18 protein-coding genes are annotated in these 20687 nt (G+C 53.5%); 4 read left to right on the top strand and 14 right to left on the bottom strand.

Going from position 1 to position 20687, the window contains the following annotated elements:
- Nucleotides 1-35: 35 nt before the first annotated feature.
- The 7 genes from P0D43_RS05450 to P0D43_RS05420 are packed head-to-tail and all read right to left on the bottom strand — an operon-like array spanning nt 36 to nt 7623.
- Nucleotides 36-890 carry a peptidyl-prolyl cis-trans isomerase gene (locus tag P0D43_RS05450; RefSeq protein WP_394673462.1) on the bottom strand — a complete coding sequence of 285 codons (855 nt, stop codon included), beginning with the start codon at nt 888-890 and terminating at the stop codon, nt 36-38.
- Entirely contained in the window at nt 883-1368 is a 486-nt protein-coding gene (locus P0D43_RS05445) for a hypothetical protein (RefSeq protein ID WP_159568225.1), read from the bottom strand. The genes P0D43_RS05450 and P0D43_RS05445 overlap by 8 nt, the downstream gene beginning before the upstream one ends.
- A complete protein-coding gene (locus P0D43_RS05440) occupies nt 1365-2234 on the bottom strand; it encodes a hypothetical protein (RefSeq protein WP_394673461.1) in 870 nt (289 codons plus the stop codon). Before P0D43_RS05440 ends, P0D43_RS05445 begins: the two co-directional genes overlap by 4 nt.
- A 3-nt stretch (nt 2235-2237) precedes the next feature.
- Entirely contained in the window at nt 2238-3488 is a 1251-nt protein-coding gene (locus tag P0D43_RS05435) for a type II secretion system F family protein (protein WP_394673460.1), read from the bottom strand.
- Between the two features lie 2 nt (nt 3489-3490).
- On the bottom strand, nt 3491-5191 hold the full coding sequence (locus P0D43_RS05430) for a GspE/PulE family protein (protein WP_394673459.1): 1701 nt from the start codon (nt 5189-5191) through the stop codon (nt 3491-3493).
- A gap of 14 nt (nt 5192-5205) precedes the next feature.
- The gene (locus P0D43_RS05425; protein WP_341237194.1) at nt 5206-6063 is read right to left on the bottom strand and encodes a hypothetical protein; all 858 of its coding nucleotides are present in this window, start codon (nt 6061-6063) and stop codon (nt 5206-5208) included.
- A gap of 3 nt (nt 6064-6066) precedes the next feature.
- On the bottom strand, nt 6067-7623 hold the full coding sequence (locus P0D43_RS05420) for a hypothetical protein (RefSeq protein ID WP_341237193.1): 1557 nt from the start codon (nt 7621-7623) through the stop codon (nt 6067-6069).
- A 139-nt stretch (nt 7624-7762) separates the two neighbouring features.
- Between P0D43_RS05420 and P0D43_RS05415 the strand changes: the two genes are divergently transcribed.
- The 3 genes from P0D43_RS05415 to P0D43_RS05405 are packed head-to-tail and all read left to right on the top strand — an operon-like array spanning nt 7763 to nt 9671.
- Entirely contained in the window at nt 7763-8233 is a 471-nt protein-coding gene (locus P0D43_RS05415) for a DsrE family protein (RefSeq protein ID WP_394673458.1), read from the top strand.
- A 12-nt stretch (nt 8234-8245) separates the two neighbouring features.
- A complete protein-coding gene (locus P0D43_RS05410; RefSeq protein ID WP_159568218.1) occupies nt 8246-9532 on the top strand; it encodes an MFS transporter in 1287 nt (428 codons plus the stop codon).
- Entirely contained in the window at nt 9507-9671 is a 165-nt protein-coding gene (locus P0D43_RS05405) for a hypothetical protein (RefSeq protein ID WP_341237192.1), read from the top strand. Before P0D43_RS05410 ends, P0D43_RS05405 begins: the two co-directional genes overlap by 26 nt.
- A gap of 12 nt (nt 9672-9683) precedes the next feature.
- Here P0D43_RS05405 and P0D43_RS05400 read toward each other — a convergent pair whose 3' ends face one another.
- Nucleotides 9684-10433 carry an LrgB family protein gene (locus tag P0D43_RS05400; RefSeq protein ID WP_341237191.1) on the bottom strand — a complete coding sequence of 250 codons (750 nt, stop codon included), beginning with the start codon at nt 10431-10433 and terminating at the stop codon, nt 9684-9686.
- Nucleotides 10426-10800, bottom strand: coding sequence for a CidA/LrgA family protein (locus tag P0D43_RS05395; protein WP_394673457.1), 375 nt, complete (start codon nt 10798-10800; stop codon nt 10426-10428). Before P0D43_RS05395 ends, P0D43_RS05400 begins: the two co-directional genes overlap by 8 nt.
- Nucleotides 10801-10907: 107 nt before the next feature.
- On the opposite strand from P0D43_RS05395, the gene P0D43_RS05390 reads away from it, so the two are divergent.
- Nucleotides 10908-11576, top strand: a complete 669-nt coding sequence (locus P0D43_RS05390) for an OmpA family protein (protein ID WP_159568214.1) — start codon at nt 10908-10910, stop codon at nt 11574-11576.
- A gap of 62 nt (nt 11577-11638) precedes the next feature.
- Here the strand turns inward: P0D43_RS05390 and P0D43_RS05385 are convergent, their stop codons facing one another.
- From P0D43_RS05385 to P0D43_RS05365, 5 genes are all read right to left on the bottom strand, one after another.
- The gene (locus P0D43_RS05385) at nt 11639-13408 is read right to left on the bottom strand and encodes an AMP-binding protein (RefSeq protein ID WP_394673456.1); all 1770 of its coding nucleotides are present in this window, start codon (nt 13406-13408) and stop codon (nt 11639-11641) included.
- A 246-nt stretch (nt 13409-13654) separates the two neighbouring features.
- Nucleotides 13655-14656, bottom strand: a complete 1002-nt coding sequence (locus P0D43_RS05380) for a CaiB/BaiF CoA transferase family protein (protein ID WP_394673455.1) — start codon at nt 14654-14656, stop codon at nt 13655-13657.
- 279 nt (nt 14657-14935) lie between these two features.
- Nucleotides 14936-17281, bottom strand: a complete 2346-nt coding sequence (locus P0D43_RS05375; RefSeq protein WP_394673454.1) for an acyl-CoA dehydrogenase — start codon at nt 17279-17281, stop codon at nt 14936-14938.
- Nucleotides 17282-17309: 28 nt separating this feature from the next.
- On the bottom strand, nt 17310-19454 hold the full coding sequence (locus P0D43_RS05370; RefSeq protein WP_341238066.1) for a 3-hydroxyacyl-CoA dehydrogenase NAD-binding domain-containing protein: 2145 nt from the start codon (nt 19452-19454) through the stop codon (nt 17310-17312).
- Between the two features lie 21 nt (nt 19455-19475).
- The gene (locus P0D43_RS05365) at nt 19476-20681 is read right to left on the bottom strand and encodes an acetyl-CoA C-acetyltransferase (protein ID WP_394673453.1); all 1206 of its coding nucleotides are present in this window, start codon (nt 20679-20681) and stop codon (nt 19476-19478) included.
- Nucleotides 20682-20687: the final 6 nt, after the last annotated feature.

The following is a 20687-nucleotide window of genomic DNA, read 5'->3' as shown; positions in this document are numbered from 1 at the left end:
TCCTTGATTACCTGTGTTGCTCAGGCCTTGTTTAATTAACTCAACTCCACCTTGGCCTGCCTGCGGGCCTGCTCAAGTTCGGCATTGAATTTTTCTAAAGCAAGGGCCTGAACTATGTCTTGCTTCAATTCTTCCATGGTGGGTTTTTTAAATTGTTTGCTGTCCTCAATCTTCAAAACCAAGAGGCCATTTCGCAATCTAAGCACTTCGCTGAACTCACCTTTCTTCATTTTCGATACCACTCGCCCCAGGTTGTAAGGCAGCGCCTGAGCTACGGCATAGCCGTCACCCTGCTCCACCAGTGGCTTTAACTGATCAAGCGCGTCCTTCTCGCCCTTCTTCAATTTCTCCAGGGTTTGCTGCACATCGTTTTGATCATTGCTCAGGTAATAACTGACTTTCCACTGCTGAAAGTTTTGGTCTAGTACGTTGGCATCGTAGTAAGCCCTTACTTCGTCGTCGCTTACAGCTTTGCGTAACTCTTCCATTCGCTTGGTGGTGTACAAAGTAGAAAGTACTTCACGCTCAGCTGCGCGTAGGGCAGCTTTGGCCTCTTCCACATACATCTCGCGACCGCGCTCCGCAGCCACCACTTTGTTGATGTAACGGTCGATCACAATTGCGCGGTCCACGCCCGACTGCAGCATGCCACCCAACTCCATTTCAGTAATTTTCATACCATTAATACTGGCCACTTCCCGGTCAGATTTGTTGGCAGAAGTGCCGGCAGCAAATGCGCTGGCCACCGGAGAAACACCTGTATTGGAAGGACCCTGAAATGCAGTCCAACCGGCCCATGACACCAAACCCACCATGCCCAAGGCCGCAACCCCCAGGGTCACTTTTTGTTTGGCAAACGGTACGCCAACTTTGTTGTCGGATTCACTCATCGCCTTGTCCTCTCAATTTGACTTCCACTTTCTCTGTCATACCTTTAACAACGGCCAGCGAAGCGTGCCCCGAGCAGCCCGCCAGACATATTTCCTCTGCATGCCACACCACGTCTTTTGAAATGCCCTGTACGCTATTCAATACGTACATGAATTCGGCATATTTGGAGGGGTCGGCAATATCAATCTTAATGCTGTCGCGATTGGCAAGCACTTGCACGTCCGGGCTTAACCTGGAAAGCACTCGGGCATACTCCTCGTAGACCACCTTGCCAACTGGCACACGCTTTAAAGTGAACTCAGGCAACTCCTGACTTTTTCGTTCAAGCTCGGTTGCGCGAAGAAAATCGTTCACCGAAAATGCAGCCAAAATCACCATGATTACGGCACACATCATGGCGAAAACCGGCGCAAGGCCCATGAGTCGGCTGGCCTCGGCAATCCACAATGAGCTGTTGTTCTTTATATCCAGTTTCACTTGACTGACTCCTTCTTGCCTTGTTTACGTACACTTAGCAGCCCTTCCATATCCCTAAGATCGGTGATCACGTCGCGCCCCAGGGAATCGAGGTAATCCTGGCTTACCCAACTCGGCAGTACCAATTCAAAAGACTCGTCGTCTTCACCTTTCATCTTGTATTTCTCGATCCAGCCACCTGAGCGCACCACAGTCGCTGACACTTTTTGTATTCGGGAAATTTGCCGGGCAAGTGGCTGTTGAACGCTGAGCTTAACCAGTGTGGCATTCAGGTCATTCTCAACAGCCTGTGCATTCAGGCCACTGGCGGCTTGGCTATTGGTGTAGGCACTTGCTGCCTGTGAACCGAGAAAAACCATGGATGCCGAGATCAGCACGCCAATTGATCCCTTCATCATCAATGCACTAAAACGCTCGGTAATGCCTTGAATGGCCTGCGGAATACTGCTGAGCGGTTTACCACCCTTGTGATCAATTTCGACAATTTGCAGGTCCAGACCAATCAGATAGTCTTTCAACACATCTTGATCATTGCAAAGCAATCGCACGCTGCCACCTTCGATGATCAGGGCGGCTGAGTAATCCGCGCCGTGCATCAAATAGATCGCATCGCCTACATGCAAAGGGCCGTCGGGCAATACATCAACGAAGGGCAAATTGAAGCCAGGTGCTGAACTTAGCCAGGCACTTTCAATGGCAAAGTAATACACATGTCCCGAGCGCTCCATACAATAGGCATGAAGGCGGTTGGTGCCCAAAATTGCATAGGCCTGATTCATGACCACCTTTTGTGCACTGCCGGTACCCACGGGCAAACGCCCTGCGATCAAGATGGAATAAATACTTTTTAACTTGATGGCTTCCATGACTTAGGCTCCTGACAGCACAACTTCGTTTTGCATATACACCACTGCCAAACCGAACAGCACTGCGATGCCCGAATAAGCCAGTGAGGCCACAAACGCAATCACCGCAAATTTGCGTGCCGCACTGTTGGCTTTGTCATCGCGGGTTTGTGAAATCGAGGCCAAACACTCAGCCAGTTGCGCCTGATCTTTGTGTGCGCGAATCAGTAGGCGCTCACTGCTGTCGAGCAAGGGATGATTGAATGCCACTGCAGGCTGCTCGCCAATCTCGCTGCGATCGGTGATGGTTTTCCAGAACAGGGACACGGTGGGCGTAATGGTGCCTTTGCGCGCAATTTGTACAGCGTTTAGAAATGCCACACCACCAGTCAACAAAGAACCCAACACCCGTGTGGTCGCGGCAATGCCAGAGGAAATCAGCAACTCGCCGATCACCGGTACTTTCTCAAGCATGCCAAACGCCTGCGTACGCGTTTTCTGGTCAGGTGACAACACCAGCATGGTGAAGTAGATCAGGATGAGAAAGAACAGGAATGAAAATACAAGCAAACCATTGTTGACCCATTCAGCCAATGCAAGGGAGCTGTTGTATTGCGCAACCTTGGCGGGATCTTCGCTCATGAGTGGCGTTGCCTTTAACTGCTCAATCAAACCAAAACGCATGCCAACAACTGTAGACACCGCCATAATCAGATCAAGTGCAGTCCAGGTGACCGCACCAAACATCAACTTCAAAGTGGCTGAGCCTTTTTCATAAAAACTCACGGCTGTTTCAAGGGCCTCGCTCAACTGGCCGGCGGCCTCGCCTGCGCTCAATACCGCCAGCGTAGAATCATCAAACCAGTTCAGCAGTTCGACTGCGGCCACAAATCCGAAACCCTGCCGCAATGCATTCAAAGCCTGGTTCAACATCAAACGCGGCTCACCCAATTCACCCAAAATTACCTGCTCCAGTGACTTCTCGGGTGACAAGCCTGAACGCACATTAAACGCAAGCGCCTGCAAAAATTTTTGTTTGTAACTGCGACTCACTTTCGAACCAAACAGGCGGGACAGACGCCCTTTGGCTTGCAGTTCAAATACATCCAGCACAACGCCACCACGGTCAATCACTTGCTGAATTGCCTCGCGTTTTCTAGACGCAGTAATCACCAATTGATGGCGAAAGTAACCACTTAGCCTGTCGTCAGGTCGTGCAGTCGCATCCAGCATTTGGGGAGCCAGGTAATCGACCCGGAAGTTAGAAATGGACATGCTTAATCCCCTGCCACACCAAGAACCTGAAGGACACTGGGCCAATCGACCAAGCCTTGATCCAACAGGGTTTGCAGGGTTTGTAGCCGGCTGGTGTAATCAACACCGTTCTCAGTACATAAATCAACAGGCAACTCAAGATTGTGACTTTTAAATGCCTTCACAAAACGGCCACGCATTGACTCGTCAACAGGCACATGCATGGTTTCATGTGCAGCAACCCGACCTGAATACCCCAAACCGGCACAACGCGTGCAACCGACCTTTTGACGCAAACCTACGCGCGGCAGGATCAAGCCGCCCGTGAGTCGATACGCCTGTGAATGGAACATGTCCAGTATTTCCCCTTGAACAGGTTTTGCGCATGAGCAAAGTCGACGCACCAGACGCTGGTGAATCACGACCCGCAAGAAATGCGCAAGCAAAAACTCGGAATCAGCACGGTGGGCCGGGTCAATCATGGACAAAAAGCGCTCACTCACCTGCAACACACTGTTGGCGTGAATGGTAGAAATCACCAAGTGACCACTTTCGGCGAAGGCCAGGGCGGCACGCGCAGAATCGGCATCCCGCACCTCACCAAAAATCAAGATGTCCGGGTCTTGGCGTAAAATCGAACGTTCAAGTTCAATTGCCTTTTGCTTCACCAAGGCCTGCAATTGAATTTGTTTGGCGAAGGGTAAAATGTATTCAACCGGATCTTCTACCGTGATCACATTCATGGCATCACGCCGAAAGCCGCAAGCCACGGTGTACTGCGTGGTGCTTCTGCCCGAGCCTGTCGCACCGGAAATGAATACCAATCCACCGGTTTTCCCGGTTTGATTGGTGATGCTTCGGATCAACTCCGTCATCTTGGGCTGGCCTGGAAACAAAGCCCCCAGACTGGGCAACAGAGATGCATCCAATGCACGGAGCACAACGGACTCGCCATCTACTAGCGGTTGCGTGGAAATTCGAAAATCCACCACCCTGCCTTCATGCTCAACGGTCAAACGACCATCTTGAGCCGTGCGGCTATTGGATGCATCCATACCCGCTTCAATTTTGATCCGGGCCACCAGCGATTGCATTAGCAACTCAGGCAACAAGTGGGTTTGGCGCATGACCGAATCCACCCGATACGCGATCCAGGCATCGGGGTCGCCTTTGCGGCTGAGGTGTATGTCGCTGGCACGCAAGGACAAAGCCTCTTTGAGCACCGCATAAACCAGGCTGCGTAGGCGCCCGGCTTCAAGCCCCTCATGCCGAAGAACTGTGATCAAACCATTTACTGAACCCGATTGCTCAATTCGCAGCAACAGCTCGCACACTTCCTGGCGGCTGGAAGGTAAAAATTTCAATGCCGAAACGGGGGCCCGCAAAATCTGACGTATTCGATCCTGTTGCGCTGCCTTCAGTGGCTGGGCGCAACGCAAGGTCAGCACACCTTTTGAAAACTCGGTGGGCACACAAACAAAACGCCGACAGAACTCAAGCGGCAAAATAGTTTGAAGCGTGAAGTGGTCGCCAATCACATTGGAGTCTTCCTGAGAACCCGAATCGATCAGATCATCAAGATTCAAAAACCGTGAGCGCAAAGCAAGGCTGCCCAATTCCGCCGAGCGCCCTTCTCCACGCAGATGGGTGTGTTGTTGGCGAAGCAAATTAAGCTGATGATCATCCAGCCCGGCTTGCATCAAATCTGCCTCAAGTGATTTCATGCTGCATGTTTCCTTCAGTTGGGAAAGCCAGTACCAAAACCTGGTTGATTGTTGCCACCCGGGCCACCACCGAAACCGCCGTTTCCACCGCCAAACCCAGAGCCCAAGTTACCGCCCTGCTGGCCGCCCAAGGTACCGGAAGGCGAGAAGGTTTGAGTTCGCAATACAGGGACCAAATGATCAAACCGATCGGTTTCCACTTTCAATAACTGAGAATCACTGGGTACCTGAGGAAGGCCGCCCGCACTGGATTCAAGCGCACCATAAAAAACGTTGACCCAGGCACCATTTTCACTACGCCAATCAACCGTGATGTCTTGCCCGTTCACCATGGCTCGCAAGGGATAACCACTGACATTTTCAGTTTTTCCTACCCGCAATCGAAGTGCGCCCGATGAGCGAGACACGGGACGAGGTACAACCACAGCGGGAGGAGATTCGCCACGGCCGTTGCTCGATTGTTGAACAGCCGCAGACTGAATCACCTGCGGAGACGCAAAATCGTTTTCAACCCTGCGCATGACAATGGCCCCCTGGAAATGGGCAGTGACCTGCATGTTGGCAAAAAGGTTGATCAGCGGAACTGGCAATACGGGAGAGTTCAAGGCTTGCTGCCGAATGTTCAGGTCTTCCTGGGTAATTCTGCGCTCGGCCTGCCTGCGCAGCTCAGCGGCACCACCGCCAGCATCGGGATCAGACTGACTTTGTGACGCATTAGTCGCCCCCGATCCACTGCCTGAGGGTATCGCTTGCGACACGGCTGGACGAATCAATGGATTTGCGATTGTTTGCTGGGACAAGGCCACGCCAGACCGGGCAACAAGAAGCACAATCAAGGTACACATCAGAATTCGGTTTGAGTAGATTTGCATGAATTACCGCTCCTGAACCTGGGTCAGCTTGGAAATCATTTGAACTGGTGCCGGAACAAAGCCCAGGCTTGTGGACAAACGCAAAGCGCGTGTCGCCGTTTCCACAGGTTCCAACACAGGCGTTTGTGCTGCAGGCTGCTCCTGCTTGGCCACTTCCCCGAACAGCAACAGGCGTGGGCGAATGGTCACCACCAGTTCAGTTTGTTTCGTGGCCTCGGTTCGACTGCGCGTGCCCAAACCACTTTGAAAATCGTCTTGCGCCCTGGACACGGTAATGCCACCCAGCAATATCGTGTCACCAGGGCGACAACGCACTTGTGTTTTCAGCTCACGGTCGGCCACTTCGGGCAGATTCAGATCGACGCCCAAGGCAGTGAAGCGCTTTAACGCCAACAGTTCAGTGATTGAAATATTGATGCGGGTGTAAATGGTTGAGTCGTGCGCCTCGCCAGTCAGCGAGACTTCAAGACCAGTCCGCAGGTTTTGCGTGTCCGCAGTAGACTGCGCCACGCCATTGACAATTTGAGACCCCACGCGCGAGACGAAGGTGGTGGATTGCCCCACACGAATATTGCCGTTGGTGCCATTCATTAAACCAATTTTGGGTTGACTCAACGTTTTTACGTCGCCTTGCGACTTTAAAAAATCAATCAGAAAATTGGTTGAAAAGTTTTCACCGAAAATCAGGGTTTCAATGCCCGACGCGGTACGGGTCAACTGGGTAATTCGGTCTGCCGTACTTGAGGCACCTGCAAGTGCCGAATCCGGCGCCGTGTTGATCCCGTTTCCGGTTTTATACAACTCCCAACGCACACCCATGTTGTTGGAGTCATTCAGATCAACCTGCAACACATTCATGTCATACACAATCAACGATCGTGTGGCCCGTGCCCGCTCCAGATAATTCTGGATGTCGCTTAATGCACGGCGATTGGCACGAAAAACCAGCGACCTGTTAATGCGATCCAGGTACACGTCACGCGCGCCCAGATACTGCATGGTGTTGGTAATGCCAGCCATGCTGTCCTCATTCAGCACGGGTGGCATGGTGACCACAAACTGCTGTTCGGGCATGATCCTCAGCACACCCGACTCGGTCACAGTCCAGAAGAACCCCATGATCTCGCCCAACTTGTTCATGACCTGCGGCAGACTACCGCTCAAGTTGTTCAGCGTGACCACCCCATAACGGGACGCTGCATCCGCCCCACCCTCAAAACTCAATGGCATGTTGGTGCTGGCGAAAATCAGCTGCAACACATCAAATAAACCGCGTTCTGTGACCGACAGGTTGTCGACACGTCGATCAGGCAAATCACCTTCCGAGATTTGGGGACGAACCCAGAACGTGTCGGAGGGCAAGCGCTCAATCGGCAAGGTAACCTGGGAAGCTGTCGAACTGGCGCCAGTGATGTCCGGCGCCTTCAATTTGGCACGAAACTCGTCCTCCTGGCCAAAGGGTCGAAGCGATGAACAAGCCGCAGCGCCAAGGACGACAGCCGCGTAAACACCAATTTTGCTCACCGACAAAGCGGTGTTTAATACGGTGTTGGGTTTCATACTGTTGCTCATCCATTCCAATTCGGTACAGTTCAGTATCCAGATGGGCGATGGGTTAAACATCCCTCTAAGGAGTCACCTCAACGACCCCACCTTTTCGTGGGATAAGGCGGGGTTAACCGACATTGAAGGAGAAAAAATGACTTGGCTTTTGATCAGAAATACCGTGGTGGCCTTTGCAGCAGGCTTGATGTTGACTGGCACGGTGTACGCACAGGAATCTGCCCCTGTGAAGCGGATGAACACACAGGACATTACCTCGAAGGTGGTTTATCACATTGACGGTGCCGAGCAACCATTGAAGGCGCTGCGTAATATTCGAAACCACCTGGACGTGTCGCCCAAAACCACGATTATCGTGGTGACCCATGCCAATGGCGTGGACTTTCTCATGGAGGGTGCCAAACACGCTGAAACGGGCACTCAATACGCCCCCTTGGTCAGTGCACTGACCGCGCGCGGTGTGGTGTTCGAGATTTGCGAAATCACTTTGAAAAACCGCAAACTGAACAAAGACCAATTTGTGCTGGATGCCAACTACACACCATCGGGTGTGGTGCGTGTTGCCGACCTGCAAACCCAACAGGGCTTTGATTACATCAAACCTTAATTTGCAATCACCATGCGCTTGACCCCCCACAAAGCCGTATCACCCCTCACCATTCTGTGGTGTGGGGCTTTTATCATGACCATCTCGCTTGGCATACGCCATTCATTCGGGCTTTTCCTGCAGCCCATGAGTTTAAGCAACGAGTGGGGGCGCGAAGTATTTGCCTTTTCAATTGCCATGCAAAACCTGGTCTGGGGTATTGCGCAGCCATTTGTAGGCCGAATGGCTGATCGCTTGGGCTCAGCCATCACCATGATTCTTGGTGGCGCACTGTATGCGCTGGGTTTGTTTTTAATGGCCATGGTTGAAAGCCCTGGCATGCTGACATTCAGCGCTGGTATTTTGATCGGACTGGGCTTAAGCGGCACCACTTTTCCGGTTGTATTTGGCGCGGTCAGCCGTGCCATGCCCCCTGAAAAACGCAGCATGGCCATGGGTATTTCCATGGCCCTGGGCTCACTGGGACAGTTTGCATTTTTGCCCGGAGGCCTGTTTTTGATCAACCAGGTTGGTTGGTCTTCGGCACTGACCATTCTGGCCTGCTTTGCCGTCATCATTTTGGTGTTGGCATGGCAATTGATCGAGCCAAAAGCCAAGCCCCTGAATACCGACGACACGCCTTGCAGCGCCGAGTGCCCGAACACTGCCGCCAGCCATCAGGAAACGCCTGCGGGCAAAGAGCTGGGCATGTGGGCTTCGCTGGGGCAAGCCATTCAGCACCGAGCCTTCCTCATGTTGAGCGTGGGCTACTTTGTGTGCGGCTTTCAAATTTTGTTCATTAGCGTACACCTGCCCAGCTATCTGCAAGACAGTGGCATACCCGCCAGTGTGGGCAGCACTGCTTTGGCCTTGATTGGCCTGTTCAACATTCTGGGCAGTTATCTTGCCGGGCTGTGGGGCGGCAAATTCAGAAAGCCCATGCTGCTGACCGGCATTTATGGTTTGCGCGGTGTGCTCATTGTGGCTTTTGTGCTGGCGCCCTTAAGCACCTGGAGCGTGTATTTGTTTGCGGCTGCGATGGGGGTTCTCTGGCTGTCGACTGTGCCTTTAACCACAGGCACGGTGTCGTCCATGTTTGGTGTTAAAAACCTGTCAATGCTGGGTGGACTGGTATTCATGTTCCACCAAATTGGTGCCTTTGTGGGTGGCTGGCTTGGGGGCTTGTTGTTTGATGCCACCGGCAGTTACATGATGGTGTGGTGGATCTGCGTTGCTTTGAGTGTGATCGCAGCTGCGGTAAACTGGCCTATCAAGGAACAAAGCGCAACACCGAATGAGCCCGCAACACAAGCCGCTTGAGAATTCACAGACCAGCACACCACTGATGCCACGTTGGGCCAAAGTGGTGTTGGTGGTGTTCGCCTTGCTGGTGATGCTGGGCTACGCCAGCCCCGACATGCGGGCTGTGTATGTGGCTGCATGGGCGGCCTGTTTCTAAGTACCCGGGTGTTTAGCTAAAAAACCCAAACGCCCACGGAATTAACAGCGCACCAAAAATACCGTGCAAGCCCATGCCAAGGCTGGCATAGCGACCCGCCTCGGGGTGCACTGAAAACGCACGCGCTGTACCAATACCATGCGCGGCCAGGCCCATGGTAAAACCACGAACCCACCAACGCTTCATACCCATGGAATTGAACAACCAAGTGCCAACTGCTGCACCCAGAATGCCTGTGACAATGGCAAACAAGGCGGTGAGTGTTGGCGAGGCCCCAATGCGCTCGCTAACGCCCATGGCAATTGGTGCCGTAACAGACTTCGCCCACAGGCTTTGTACAATGTCGAGGTTGGCTCCCAATAAATAGGCAGTGCCCAAAGCACTACCAATCGACAAGGCACCACCCACCAACAGAGCCACGCTCAACAATACCAGCGTGCGCACGGTTTGACCTTTCACCGCGGTAAGGCCCTGGTAAATTGGAACCGCCAACGCCACAGTGGCTGTACCCAGCAAGAAGTGAACAAACTGTGCACCTTCAAAATACTGCTGATAACTTAAACCTGTAATTTGTAAAAATGCGGCCAGCAACAACACAGCAATCATGACCGGGTTGGTAAACGGGTGCTGCCCGCTTTTTTTGTAGCACCACAAACCAATTTGATAGGCCAGCAGGGTCAAAAACAACGCGCTCAGCGGATTCCCGCTGAGATAAACCCAGATCTCGGGAAGCTCCAGAACACGACGGGCCGATTCAGTCATTCTTGGGGGCCTCACTGACGTCACCAGGCATAAACCTGGCGGCGAGCCGATCGAGCAACCATGCCGTACCCACCAAGGTGACCACTACACTTACAAGCAAGGTAATCAGAATCACCACCCCGAATTCAGCCAACACTGGCCAAAATACGACCGCCCCCACCGCCGCGGGTACAAACAGCAACCCCAAGTTGGCAGTGAACACATTGGCTGTGGATTGAATATCGGCAGGCACACCGCCCTTGATGAAGAAAAATGCCAGCAAGGCGATCAAACCCAGCACCGGACCCGGAATGGATGGAAACAACGAGAAGCTGAGCAACTCGCCCAAGGCCTGAAACGCAAGAAGTATCGTTAATGATTTAAGCATGTTGGAGTGTAGCGCCATGAAATTTTTATAGTCAACCTGTAAAAGGTTAAGGCGTTAGAATTAAACAGACAGAAAACAAGTCAATACAAAACTCGAGGAATGACACCATGAATAAATTCAAACTTTCAGCAATTGCCCTTACTTTGTTCGCAGCAGGTTGTGCCAGCAATGGTGGCGGCGTTTTCCAACAACCGCAAGCGCCACAACAACCTGCCCCCGGATCACCCGTGGCGGTTGCGGGTTGCCCTGTAGCCCCTGAGCGCAAGGTAGACAACACCAAAACAGCAATCGGTACCGCCGTAGGTGCAATTGGTGGCGCCATTGTAGGCAACAGCATTGATGGCAAGGACACTGTGCGTGGTGCCGCATTGGGCGGTCTGTTTGGTTACCTGGTGGGCAGCCAGATCGCTGTGCGCGAACAACGTGACGGCTCAGTGATGCTGGACATTCCCGGTGCTGCTTTGTTCGACACCAACAAAACAGCAATCAAGCCCCAGTTTGCAGGCACACTGGATCAAATTGCTGCCACCTTGCGTGACAACCCCAACACGATTGTGTGTGTGATCGGCTACACCGACAGCACCGGTAGCGATGAATACAATCAGGATTTGTCAGTGCGCCGTGCGCAGTCTGTGACCAGCTTCCTGACCACCAAAGGAATCTCCGGAGCGCGACTAACTGCTGCGGGTCTGGGTGAGCGTTTTCCAGCGGCCACCAACGACACTGAAGCAGGCCGTACACAAAACCGCCGCGTTGAAATGTACGTGCGCAACTAAACCGTTCGATGCATAAAAAAAGCCACCTTTGCAGGTGGCTTTTTTATTGAGTCCGACAAAACTTATGCAGTCTCTTTCGGCTTGTCGCGCAACTCACGACGCAAGATTTTACCCACCGGAGTTTTAGGCAGGTCGTCGCGGAACTCAACGAATGACGGGATTTTGTAACCAGTCAGGTTTTGACGGCAATGCGCGATCAAATCTTCCTTGGTCACACTGGCGTCTTTTTTCACCACAACCAGCTTGACCTTCTCACCGGTTACCGGGTCGGGCACACCAACCACGCCACATTCCAGCACGCCAGGGTGCTGCGCAACCACGTCTTCAATCTCGTTCGGGAACACGTTGAAGCCGCTCACGATGATCATGTCTTTCTTGCGATCCACGATCTTCACAAAGCCCTGCTCGTCCATGGTGCCAATGTCGCCTGTGGCCAACCAGCCCTCAGCGTCAATGGTTTTGGCTGTTTCTTCAGGACGGTTCAGGTAACCCAACATGACTTGCGGGCCACGCACACAAATTTCACCAGGCTCATTCAAGCCACCCCACAAACCATCGTCTCGCTTCAAGCGCACTTCGGTACCGGGAATTGGCAAACCAACATTGCCACGGAAGGCTGGGCGTTCGCCACCGTGCAGAGGCGGCACAGTAACGACCGGTGAGGTTTCTGTCATGCCGAAGCCTTCAGAGATCGCGCAACCGGTGACTTTGAACCAACGCTCGGCGATGGGCTGTTGCAGTGCCATGCCGCCGCTCATTGCAAACTTCATGTCCGAGAAATCGCGATTACAGAATTCTTCGTTGTTCAGGAACGCATTGAACAGCGTATTCACCGCCGTAATGACATGGAATTTTTCCTTGCGCAGCACCTTCATGACGGTGCCCACATCACGGGGGTTCGCAATCAGAATGTTACGCGCACCGAAGGTCATGAACAGCATGCAGTTCACGGCCAGGGCGTAGATGTGGTACAGCGGCAGCATGGTGACCACGCAAATGGGGTCTTTGCCAATGGCTTCGCTCATCCAGGCCAAGCCTTGTTCCATGTTGCTCATCAAGTTGCGTTGAGTCAGCATGGCACCCTTGGACACACCTGTGGTTCCACCGGTGTATTGCAGCAAGGCCACGTCGTCCAACTTGGGAGTCGGCTTGGGGAATGCAACACCTTTGCCTGCAGCCAGGGCCTTTTTGATTGGCACAGCCTGGGGCAAATTGTAGGCTGGCACCATCTTCTTGATTTTGCGCATCACGAAGTTGACGATCAAGCCCTTCAGCCCACCCAGCAAGTCGCCCAGCTGTGTAATGACGATGTTCTTGACTTGGGTGCCTTCAAGCGATTGCTGCAAGGTGTTGGCAAAGTTCTCGAACACCACAATGGTGGTTGCACCAGAGTCTTTCAACTGGTGGTTCAGTTCACGCACGGTGTACAGGGGGTTCACATTGGTCAAGGTACAACCCAGCTTCATGGCACCCACGAAACATGCGGGAAACTGAACGCAGTTGGGCAACATAATGGCCACAACATCGCCAGCTTTGACACCGATGGATTTCAGGTAACCCGCAAACTGGTCTGACAGATCATCGACCTGTTTGTATGAAAATTCTGTGCCTGCAGACACGAAAGCCGGACGATCAGCAAACTTTTTCAAGCACTCTTGAATCAATTCCAGCATGCTGTTGTAACGCAGCGTAGGCATGTCACCGGACACGCCGGGGGGATAACTTTTGGTCCAATAACGGGACTCAAATAATTCTTGCGCTTCTTTGCTGACAAAACCATTGAATTGATCGGGCGACACCTTTGGGGCGGCCTCATCGGGACGTGCTGACATGTAACTGATCTCCTGTAAACCGAGCGAATGCGGCCAAGGAGGTGCCACTTCGAGTGGCTTTTTATGTCTCCCCGGCGGAGCCTGCGTGGGCTCGGTTTTTATAAGTGTTGTATAAGACTTCCGGCAGAATCAACAATACCATTCTTCCCGGGATTTTGGTAAGAATCACGTAAGTTAACCCAAAGATTTCAGCATTTTAGGCGCTGTACTCGATTTACCGGCGTTACTTTTACACCAGAAAAAGCATCAAATACGCAGCAAATTTCTCTGCTTGATTTCAGCACGAGTCAACACGGGGGTAATACAGGCATCCACATTGCCAAACACCTGCTCCCAGTGCGCAAGCGGCTGGGAAGCAATTAGAGATTTCATGTCTGCGAGCATTTGCAGGGCTGCCGGGGTGCTGGGCATGGCGCCACGACTCCAGTGAATATTGGACCACTCGGGCTTGCCCATGGCTTCGCAGGCCACTTTCCAGAATTTGTGCTCCAGTGAGCCCACCGCCAAATGGCGATTATCAGCCGTGCGGTACACGTTGTAACAAGCCAGCCCGCCACTGAGCAAATCGTCTTGGTGTTTGGCCGGTTTGCCGCTGAGCATGATCCACATTTGCTCCATGCTCTCGGGCATGATGTTTTGCTTCCACAGGTTGTGCGTCATGGACACATCCACAAAACTACCCTGCCCAGTGCGTTGTGCCTTCAACAAGGCCGCCAAAATACCCTGCACCGCTGCTGCCGTTCCTCCGAACAAATCACCGAACTGAACGGCGGGCACCGGAATGTCGCCCTCAGCGGTTTGCAAGCCATCGAGCAGGCCGCTCAGGGCCATGTAATTGATGTCGTGCCCGGCTTTTTCAGCCAGCGCACCTTTTTGCCCGTAACCGGTAATGCAGCACATCACCAGCTTGGGGTTCAAGGCTTTCAAGGTGTCGTAGCCGCAACCCATGTCTGCCATCACGCCGGGGCGAAAACCGTCAATAAGTACGTCGGCTTTGGCTGCATAGTCTTTCAATGCCTGAATGCCTTCAGGGGTGCGAAAGTCGGCAGTCACGATTTTTTTGCTGCTGTTCAAAGCGGCGTAAAGCATGGGCATGCTTTTGGCATCGTCCCCGTGAGGAGGCTCCATCTTGATGACCGTGGCACCCATTTGCTGCAAGATCAGCGACGTGGCAGGCCCGGGCAAGTTGCGCGACAAATCCAGCACGGTGATGCCTTCGAGCAAGGTGGGGTCTTGAATGGGTGACATGTGTAGCAGCCTCGGTGATTGATTGGTTGTGAATAACTTTGTTGATTTTGAACGGGAATGACACAGCTTGACTCGGAGCGCTATTCGCCTCTCCCTAAGCAAGGTTTCTAGTTCCGGCTTGATGCTTCTGGCTTGGGGCATGCGAAACGCCTCGGCGTCTTCGCATCGATTGCTTCGCAATCGCCCCGCGCTGCGAATCCGCCGGGAAACCTTGCAAAGCCGGGCGAAGCGAACAGTGCCCCAAGCCAAGCCAGGGCACCGCTCACATTCGCACGCGCCTTAAGAGTTCACAACCCTCAAACGCTCACCCTGTACCGCCGCGCCGTGGCTAACATTGGGCACGTTGGCACATTCAAAACCTGGCGCATAGGTCACCGAGTTGTCACCGAAGAACTCTTGCGGTGTGAACTCATCGACCATGATAGCTTCCAGGCTAATGCGGTTGGCACGGTCCAGCAGCTTTTTATCTGCCGCTGTAATAATGCCTTTGGCCAATGCTGCTTCTGCCATTTCTTGCACAGAACCTTTGTCAACCAGTTTGGAGCGACGCGCCTGAATCACTTTCATTTGCACCACTTCGGCTTCTTGCACAGCCTGGAATGCTGCCATCAAGCGTTTGACGCCTGTGGTGTTGGCCAACACTTCGTCGTTGTCCAAATCAGCCAGGTTGAACTTGGGCATGTACAAGTCGCCAGTAATACGGCCAAATTGTGCGCCACTCTTGGTGATTGTTTTGGCCACAGTGGGCACCAAACGATCCAGACCTGAACCCACGATCGGATTCACGCGCAGGCTGAAGTAGCCCACGGTGCGCAGCAAAAAGCCCACTGTGTTGTTGCCGAAGTTTGCATAAATGGATTCGAATGCCTTTTGCACTTTCGCCAAAGCATATTCACAAGCGTACTGAACCAGCGGCAAGTCTTCCTTGATCTCGCCTTCGGCCACATAGCGGCGAATGGTCGAGATGGCTAACAATTGCCAGCCCAGGGCATCCGCAAAATGACCTGTAAGCTGCTGGCGTGCTTTCAGTTTGCCACCCACGGTGATCAGGGCCATGTCGGTCAGGAATGAATAGCGTGACGACGCCCAAGCCAGCTTGCGCAGGTAAGGCGTTACGCCATCAATTTTGGGCGTGCTGGCCAGGTGGCCGCGAGTCAGCGTAAGGCCGACCAAGCGGCTGGTGTTCACTACCATGTGGCCAATCCAGCCTTTCAACGCACTGCTGAATGTGGGCAGGTCGTTGGCTTCCAGTGCATTCGCAATTTTGAACGCATAGGGGTGGCAACGCACAGCACCTTGACCAAAGGTAATCAGCGAACGGGTCATGATGTTTGCGCCTTCAACGGTGATGGCAACCGGGGCTGAACAATAGCCGCGACCAATCACATTGTTGGGGCCTTGCATCACGCCAGCGCCGGCCATTACATCCATGGCATTTTTTGCTTGTTCGCGTGAAAGCTCGGTGAGGTAGGCCTTCCACACAGCCGAGACCACGGGTGGCTGCTCGTTGTTGTCCAGTGCACTAACCGCATAAATGCGCGCCCCTTCACTGAGGTAAGCCATGGCTGCAATTTCAGCCAGCTTTTCCTGAATACCTTCCATTTCAGCAATGGGCATGCCGAACTGCTGACGCACCCGGGCATATGCACCGGAAGCGGCGGCTGCTGCACGCACACCACCCACTGCACCAGCAGGCAATGAAACTGCACGGCCGCCAGCCAGCTGTTCCATCAGCATGCGCCAGCCTTGGCCTGCACATTCTGCGCCACCAATAATTTCATCAGCGTCAATAACAACATCGCGACCAATGATTGGACCGTTGTAGAACGCATCACCAATTGGCTGGTGGTGCTTGCCCATTTCCAGGCCGGGAATGCCGCGGTGAACCAAGGCCACTGTAATGCCAGCGTCGGTACCTTTACCCAGCAGGTTCTCGGGGTCTTGCAGCTTGAAAGCCAGCGAAATCAGGTTGGCCACAGGTGCCAAGGTGATGTAACGCTTGCGGAAGTTCAGTTTGATCTGAACCTTGCCTTCGGCGTTTTTGAACACCACACCACGCGCCAGAATGGAAGCTGCGTCTGAACCTGCTGTGGGCTCGGTCAAGCCGAAACACGGCAGATATTCACCACTGGCCAGGCGTGGCAGGTAGTGCTCTTTCTGCGCCTGTGTACCGTAGTGTTTGATCAATTCGGCTGCACCCAAGCTGTTGGGAATGACCACCAAAGTGGACAGCAAGGGACTGTGCGCCGTGATCACCGACATGATGGTTGAAATGGCGTTGGCCGAAAACTCAAGACCGCCAAACTTTTGTGGGATCAGGAAAGAATAAAAACCTGCCGACGCCAAAAAGTCGACTGCGTTTTTCGGAATAACGCGTGTCGTCGCAATTTCATGCGGATCGCACATTTCGCACAATTGCTGCACGGGACCATCAATGAAATCACGCTCGCGCTGATTCAATTTCGAATAGGGTTCGGCAAACATTTTTGCAAAGTCGGGCTTGCCGGAAAATACCTGCCCGTCGATCCACACCGTACCCGCTTCCAGCGCCTGGCGCTCGGTTGCGGAAATTTGCGGCATGGCCTTGGCTTTGATCAAGCCATTCATGATTGCTTTGAATACCATGGTTACTGCTCCTGTTGATTCAAATCGTTTAGTTCAGGTTGTCTTCGAGTTTCTTGCCTTGGGCAGCAAGCTCGACCAACATGCTGGCAGGCTTGAACCGTTCGCCATATTGCGCAGCCAGCTCTTCACAACGCTTTACAAACTGGGGCAAGCCCTGCGCGTTAATGAACTGCAACATGCCGCCTGTGAACGGCGCAAAACCCAAACCGAAAATGGAACCGATGTTACCGTCGGCCACTGAACGCAGCACTTTTTCTTGCAAGCAGCGCGCGGCTTCATTGGCCTGGATGTACATCAAACGGTCCTGAATTTCCTGTGAACTGGGCTGCGCTTTGGCCAATGGGAATTCTTCGTTCAAACCTTTCCACAGGGTTTTGCCTGCTGGGGAATAATCGTAGAAACCCTTACCGTCTTTCTTGCCAATACGGCCATGCTTTTCAGCCACGGTGGTCAGGGTTTTGTAGCCTGGGTGCTCAGGGAATGTTTGGCCCGCAGCCTCCATGTCCTTCTTGGTTTGCTTCATGATCAGCAAACTAAGGCTTAATGACACTTCGTCGTACAGCGCCAAAGGTGGCATGGGCATGCCGGCTTCCAGACCCGCCATTTCGATTGAACGTGGGTGAACACCCTCGCCCACCATGGCTGCGGCTTCCATCAGGAATGTGCCGAACACACGGCTGGTGAAGAAGCCACGGCTGTCGTTCACAACAATCGGTGTTTTGCCGATTTGCTGAACAAAGTCGAAGCCTTTGGCCAGTGTCTCATCGTCGGTTTTTTCACCCATGATGATTTCAACCAGCGGCATTTTGTCCACGGGGGAAAAGAAGTGCAAACCGATGAACTGGTTGGGGCGCTTGGACGCTTCGGCCAAGCCGGTAATTGGCAAGGTGGACGTGTTGGATGCATACACTGCTGTGGCAGGAATCACTGCTTCTGCTTTGGCGGTTACGTCTGCTTTCACACCACGGTCTTCAAACACGGCTTCAATGACCAAATCAGCACCTTCCAGTTTGGAATAGTCGGTGGTGGCGGTGATCAGGCTCAGCAGTGCGTCTTTCTTTTCGGGTGTGCTGCGCTTCTTGGCAATGGCTTTGTCCAGCAGGTTGGTGCTGTAGGCCTTGCCTTTGTCGGCGCCTTCTTGCGTGGCGTCGATTAGCACCACTTCAATGCCCACTTTCGCAGACACATACGCAATGCCGGCACCCATCATGCCTGCACCCAGCACGCCAATTTTCTTGACCTTGCTTTTCGCAGGTGCGCTTGGGCGGCTTTGGCCTTTCTTGATGCTGTTCAGCTGATACCACAGCGTGTTCATCATGTTCTTGCTTTCTTGCGACAACACGCAAGCAGCGAAGTAACGGCTTTCCACTTTCAGGCCAGTGTCGATGTCGGTAATACCGCCTTCAAACACGCAGCTTGCAATGTGGGTTAGCGCTGGGTAATTGCCAAACGCCTTGGCGTTGGCCATGCTCGGTGCAATCGCCCAAATTTGCGCAATGGCGGGGTGCTTGGAATCGCCACCGGGGAACTTGAAGCCCTTGACGTCCCAAGGCTGCAATGCCTTTGGATTGGCCACTGCCCAAGCTTTGGCCTTGGCAATCATTTCCTCAAGCGTGTCCGCAGTTTCCTGCACAATGCCCTTCTTCACAGCCTGCTCAACGCGCAGCTCGGAACCTTGAGTCATCATTTCCAACGCGCCCTGAATACCGATCATGCGGGGCAAACGCTGTGTGCCACCGCCGCCGGGCAACAGGCCCAGCTTCACTTCGGGCAAACCGAATTTGGCTTTGGGGTTGTTCAATGCAACACGGTGGTTACAGGCCATGGCCAGTTCCAGTCCGCCACCCAATGCAGTGCCGTTCAAGGCGCAAACAATCGGCTTCTCGCATTTTTCCATGCGGCGCAACAGGGTCTTGAAGGCTTCTGCCAAATCAAATGCCTGCTGTGGGTCGGTGATTTTGTAAACCGTGTCCAGATCAGCACCGGCCAAAAATTCTGGCTTGCCAGAAGTCAGCACAACACCCTTTACAGTGGCGTCGGTTTCAATGCGGGTCAGGGCTTCCGCAAACGGGCCCATCAATTCTTCATTCAATACGTTCATGGAACGACCAGGCATGTCCAGTGTTACCACTGCGATGCCATCCTGACCGAGTTCAAATTTCACTGCACTCATTGTTGTTTCTCCTTCGGCCGATTAAATGCGTTCGATGATGGTGGCAATACCCATGCCGCCGCCCACACACAGTGTGGCCAGGCCCAAGGTTTTGTCTTGCCGCTCAAGCTCATCGAGCAAGGTGCCCAAAATAATTGCGCCGGTTGCACCCAGTGGGTGACCCATGGCGATTGAACCGCCGTTGACGTTCACGCGGTCCAGGCTGACACCCAGGTTGCGTGCTGTTTGCATGGGCACAACAGCGAAGGCTTCGTTGATTTCCCACAAATCGATGTCGGACGCTTTCAAGCCTGCTTTTTGCAGCGCTTTCAAACAGGCTGCTGTTGGGCCAGTCAACATGATCGTTGGCTCGGAACCGATGACCGCCGCTGCACGAATGCGTGCACGTGGCTTCATGCCAGCCTTGCGGCCAGCCTCTTCACTACCAACCAGCACCAAGGCTGCACCGTCCACGATGCCCGAGCTGTTACCAGCGTGGTGAATGTGGTTGATGGTTTCAACCGTAGTGTACTTGCGCAGAGCCGTGGCGTTAAAGCCCATGCTGCCCATCATTGCGAACGAGGGTTGCAGCGTGGCCAGACTTTCCACGGTGGCGTTGCCACGAATGAATTCGTCGTGGTCCAGCATGATCAAACCGTTCAGGTCTTTCACGGGCACACGGCTCTTGTTGAAGCGGCCTTCAGCCTGCGCTTTCGCAGCGCGACGCTGGCTTTCTACCGCGTAGGTGTCTACATCGGTGCGGCTAAAGCCTTCCAGCGTGCCGATCAGATCGGCGGAAATGCCTTGGGGAATAAAGCCAAGTTTGTCGTTGATGCGGGGGTCCATGAACCACGCGCCGCCATCACTGCCCATGGTCCAGCGGCTCATGCTTTCTACGCCGCCAGCAACCACCATGTCTTCCATGCCGCTGCCCACTTTGGCTGCAGCCAGGTTTACTGACTCCAGGCCTGAAGCGCAGAAACGCGACTGGGTAACACCCGCCACCGTTTCGGCCCAACCTGCGTCCAGCACCGCAGTGCGCGCAATGTCGGCACCCTGCTCGCCTACTGGGGTTACACAACCCAGCACCACATCGTCCACCAGGCTGGTGTCGAGGTCATTGCGCTGTTGCAAAGCGGTCAGCAGGTTGTTTAGCAACCATACTGGTGTGGCCTGGTGCAGGCTACCGTCTTTCTTACCTTTGCCCCGTGGGGTTCTTACTGCGTCAAATATCAGTGCCGATGGCATCTGTGC

This window comes from Limnobacter sp. (assembly GCF_043511195.1).
Classification (GTDB): Bacteria; Pseudomonadota; Gammaproteobacteria; order Burkholderiales; family Burkholderiaceae_B; genus Limnobacter.
This window is presented reverse-complemented; position numbering and strand designations above follow the sequence as displayed.

Coding starts and splice junctions, on each gene's coding strand:
- P0D43_RS05450 (WP_394673462.1), bottom strand. CDS start 890: ATGAGTGAATCCGACAACAAAGTTGGCGTACCGTTTGCCAAACAAAAA.
- P0D43_RS05440 (WP_394673461.1), bottom strand. CDS start 2,234: ATGGAAGCCATCAAGTTAAAAAGTATTTATTCCATCTTGATCGCAGGG.
- P0D43_RS05435 (WP_394673460.1), bottom strand. CDS start 3,488: ATGTCCATTTCTAACTTCCGGGTCGATTACCTGGCTCCCCAAATGCTG.
- P0D43_RS05430 (WP_394673459.1), bottom strand. CDS start 5,191: ATGAAATCACTTGAGGCAGATTTGATGCAAGCCGGGCTGGATGATCAT.
- P0D43_RS05425 (WP_341237194.1), bottom strand. CDS start 6,063: ATGCAAATCTACTCAAACCGAATTCTGATGTGTACCTTGATTGTGCTT.
- P0D43_RS05420 (WP_341237193.1), bottom strand. CDS start 7,623: ATGAAACCCAACACCGTATTAAACACCGCTTTGTCGGTGAGCAAAATT.
- P0D43_RS05415 (WP_394673458.1), top strand. CDS start 7,763: ATGACTTGGCTTTTGATCAGAAATACCGTGGTGGCCTTTGCAGCAGGC.
- P0D43_RS05410 (WP_159568218.1), top strand. CDS start 8,246: ATGCGCTTGACCCCCCACAAAGCCGTATCACCCCTCACCATTCTGTGG.
- P0D43_RS05405 (WP_341237192.1), top strand. CDS start 9,507: ATGAGCCCGCAACACAAGCCGCTTGAGAATTCACAGACCAGCACACCA.
- P0D43_RS05400 (WP_341237191.1), bottom strand. CDS start 10,433: ATGACTGAATCGGCCCGTCGTGTTCTGGAGCTTCCCGAGATCTGGGTT.
- P0D43_RS05395 (WP_394673457.1), bottom strand. CDS start 10,800: ATGCTTAAATCATTAACGATACTTCTTGCGTTTCAGGCCTTGGGCGAG.
- P0D43_RS05390 (WP_159568214.1), top strand. CDS start 10,908: ATGAATAAATTCAAACTTTCAGCAATTGCCCTTACTTTGTTCGCAGCA.
- P0D43_RS05385 (WP_394673456.1), bottom strand. CDS start 13,408: ATGTCAGCACGTCCCGATGAGGCCGCCCCAAAGGTGTCGCCCGATCAA.
- P0D43_RS05380 (WP_394673455.1), bottom strand. CDS start 14,656: ATGTCACCCATTCAAGACCCCACCTTGCTCGAAGGCATCACCGTGCTG.
- P0D43_RS05375 (WP_394673454.1), bottom strand. CDS start 17,281: ATGGTATTCAAAGCAATCATGAATGGCTTGATCAAAGCCAAGGCCATG.
- P0D43_RS05370 (WP_341238066.1), bottom strand. CDS start 19,454: ATGAGTGCAGTGAAATTTGAACTCGGTCAGGATGGCATCGCAGTGGTA.
- P0D43_RS05365 (WP_394673453.1), bottom strand. CDS start 20,681: ATGCCATCGGCACTGATATTTGACGCAGTAAGAACCCCACGGGGCAAA.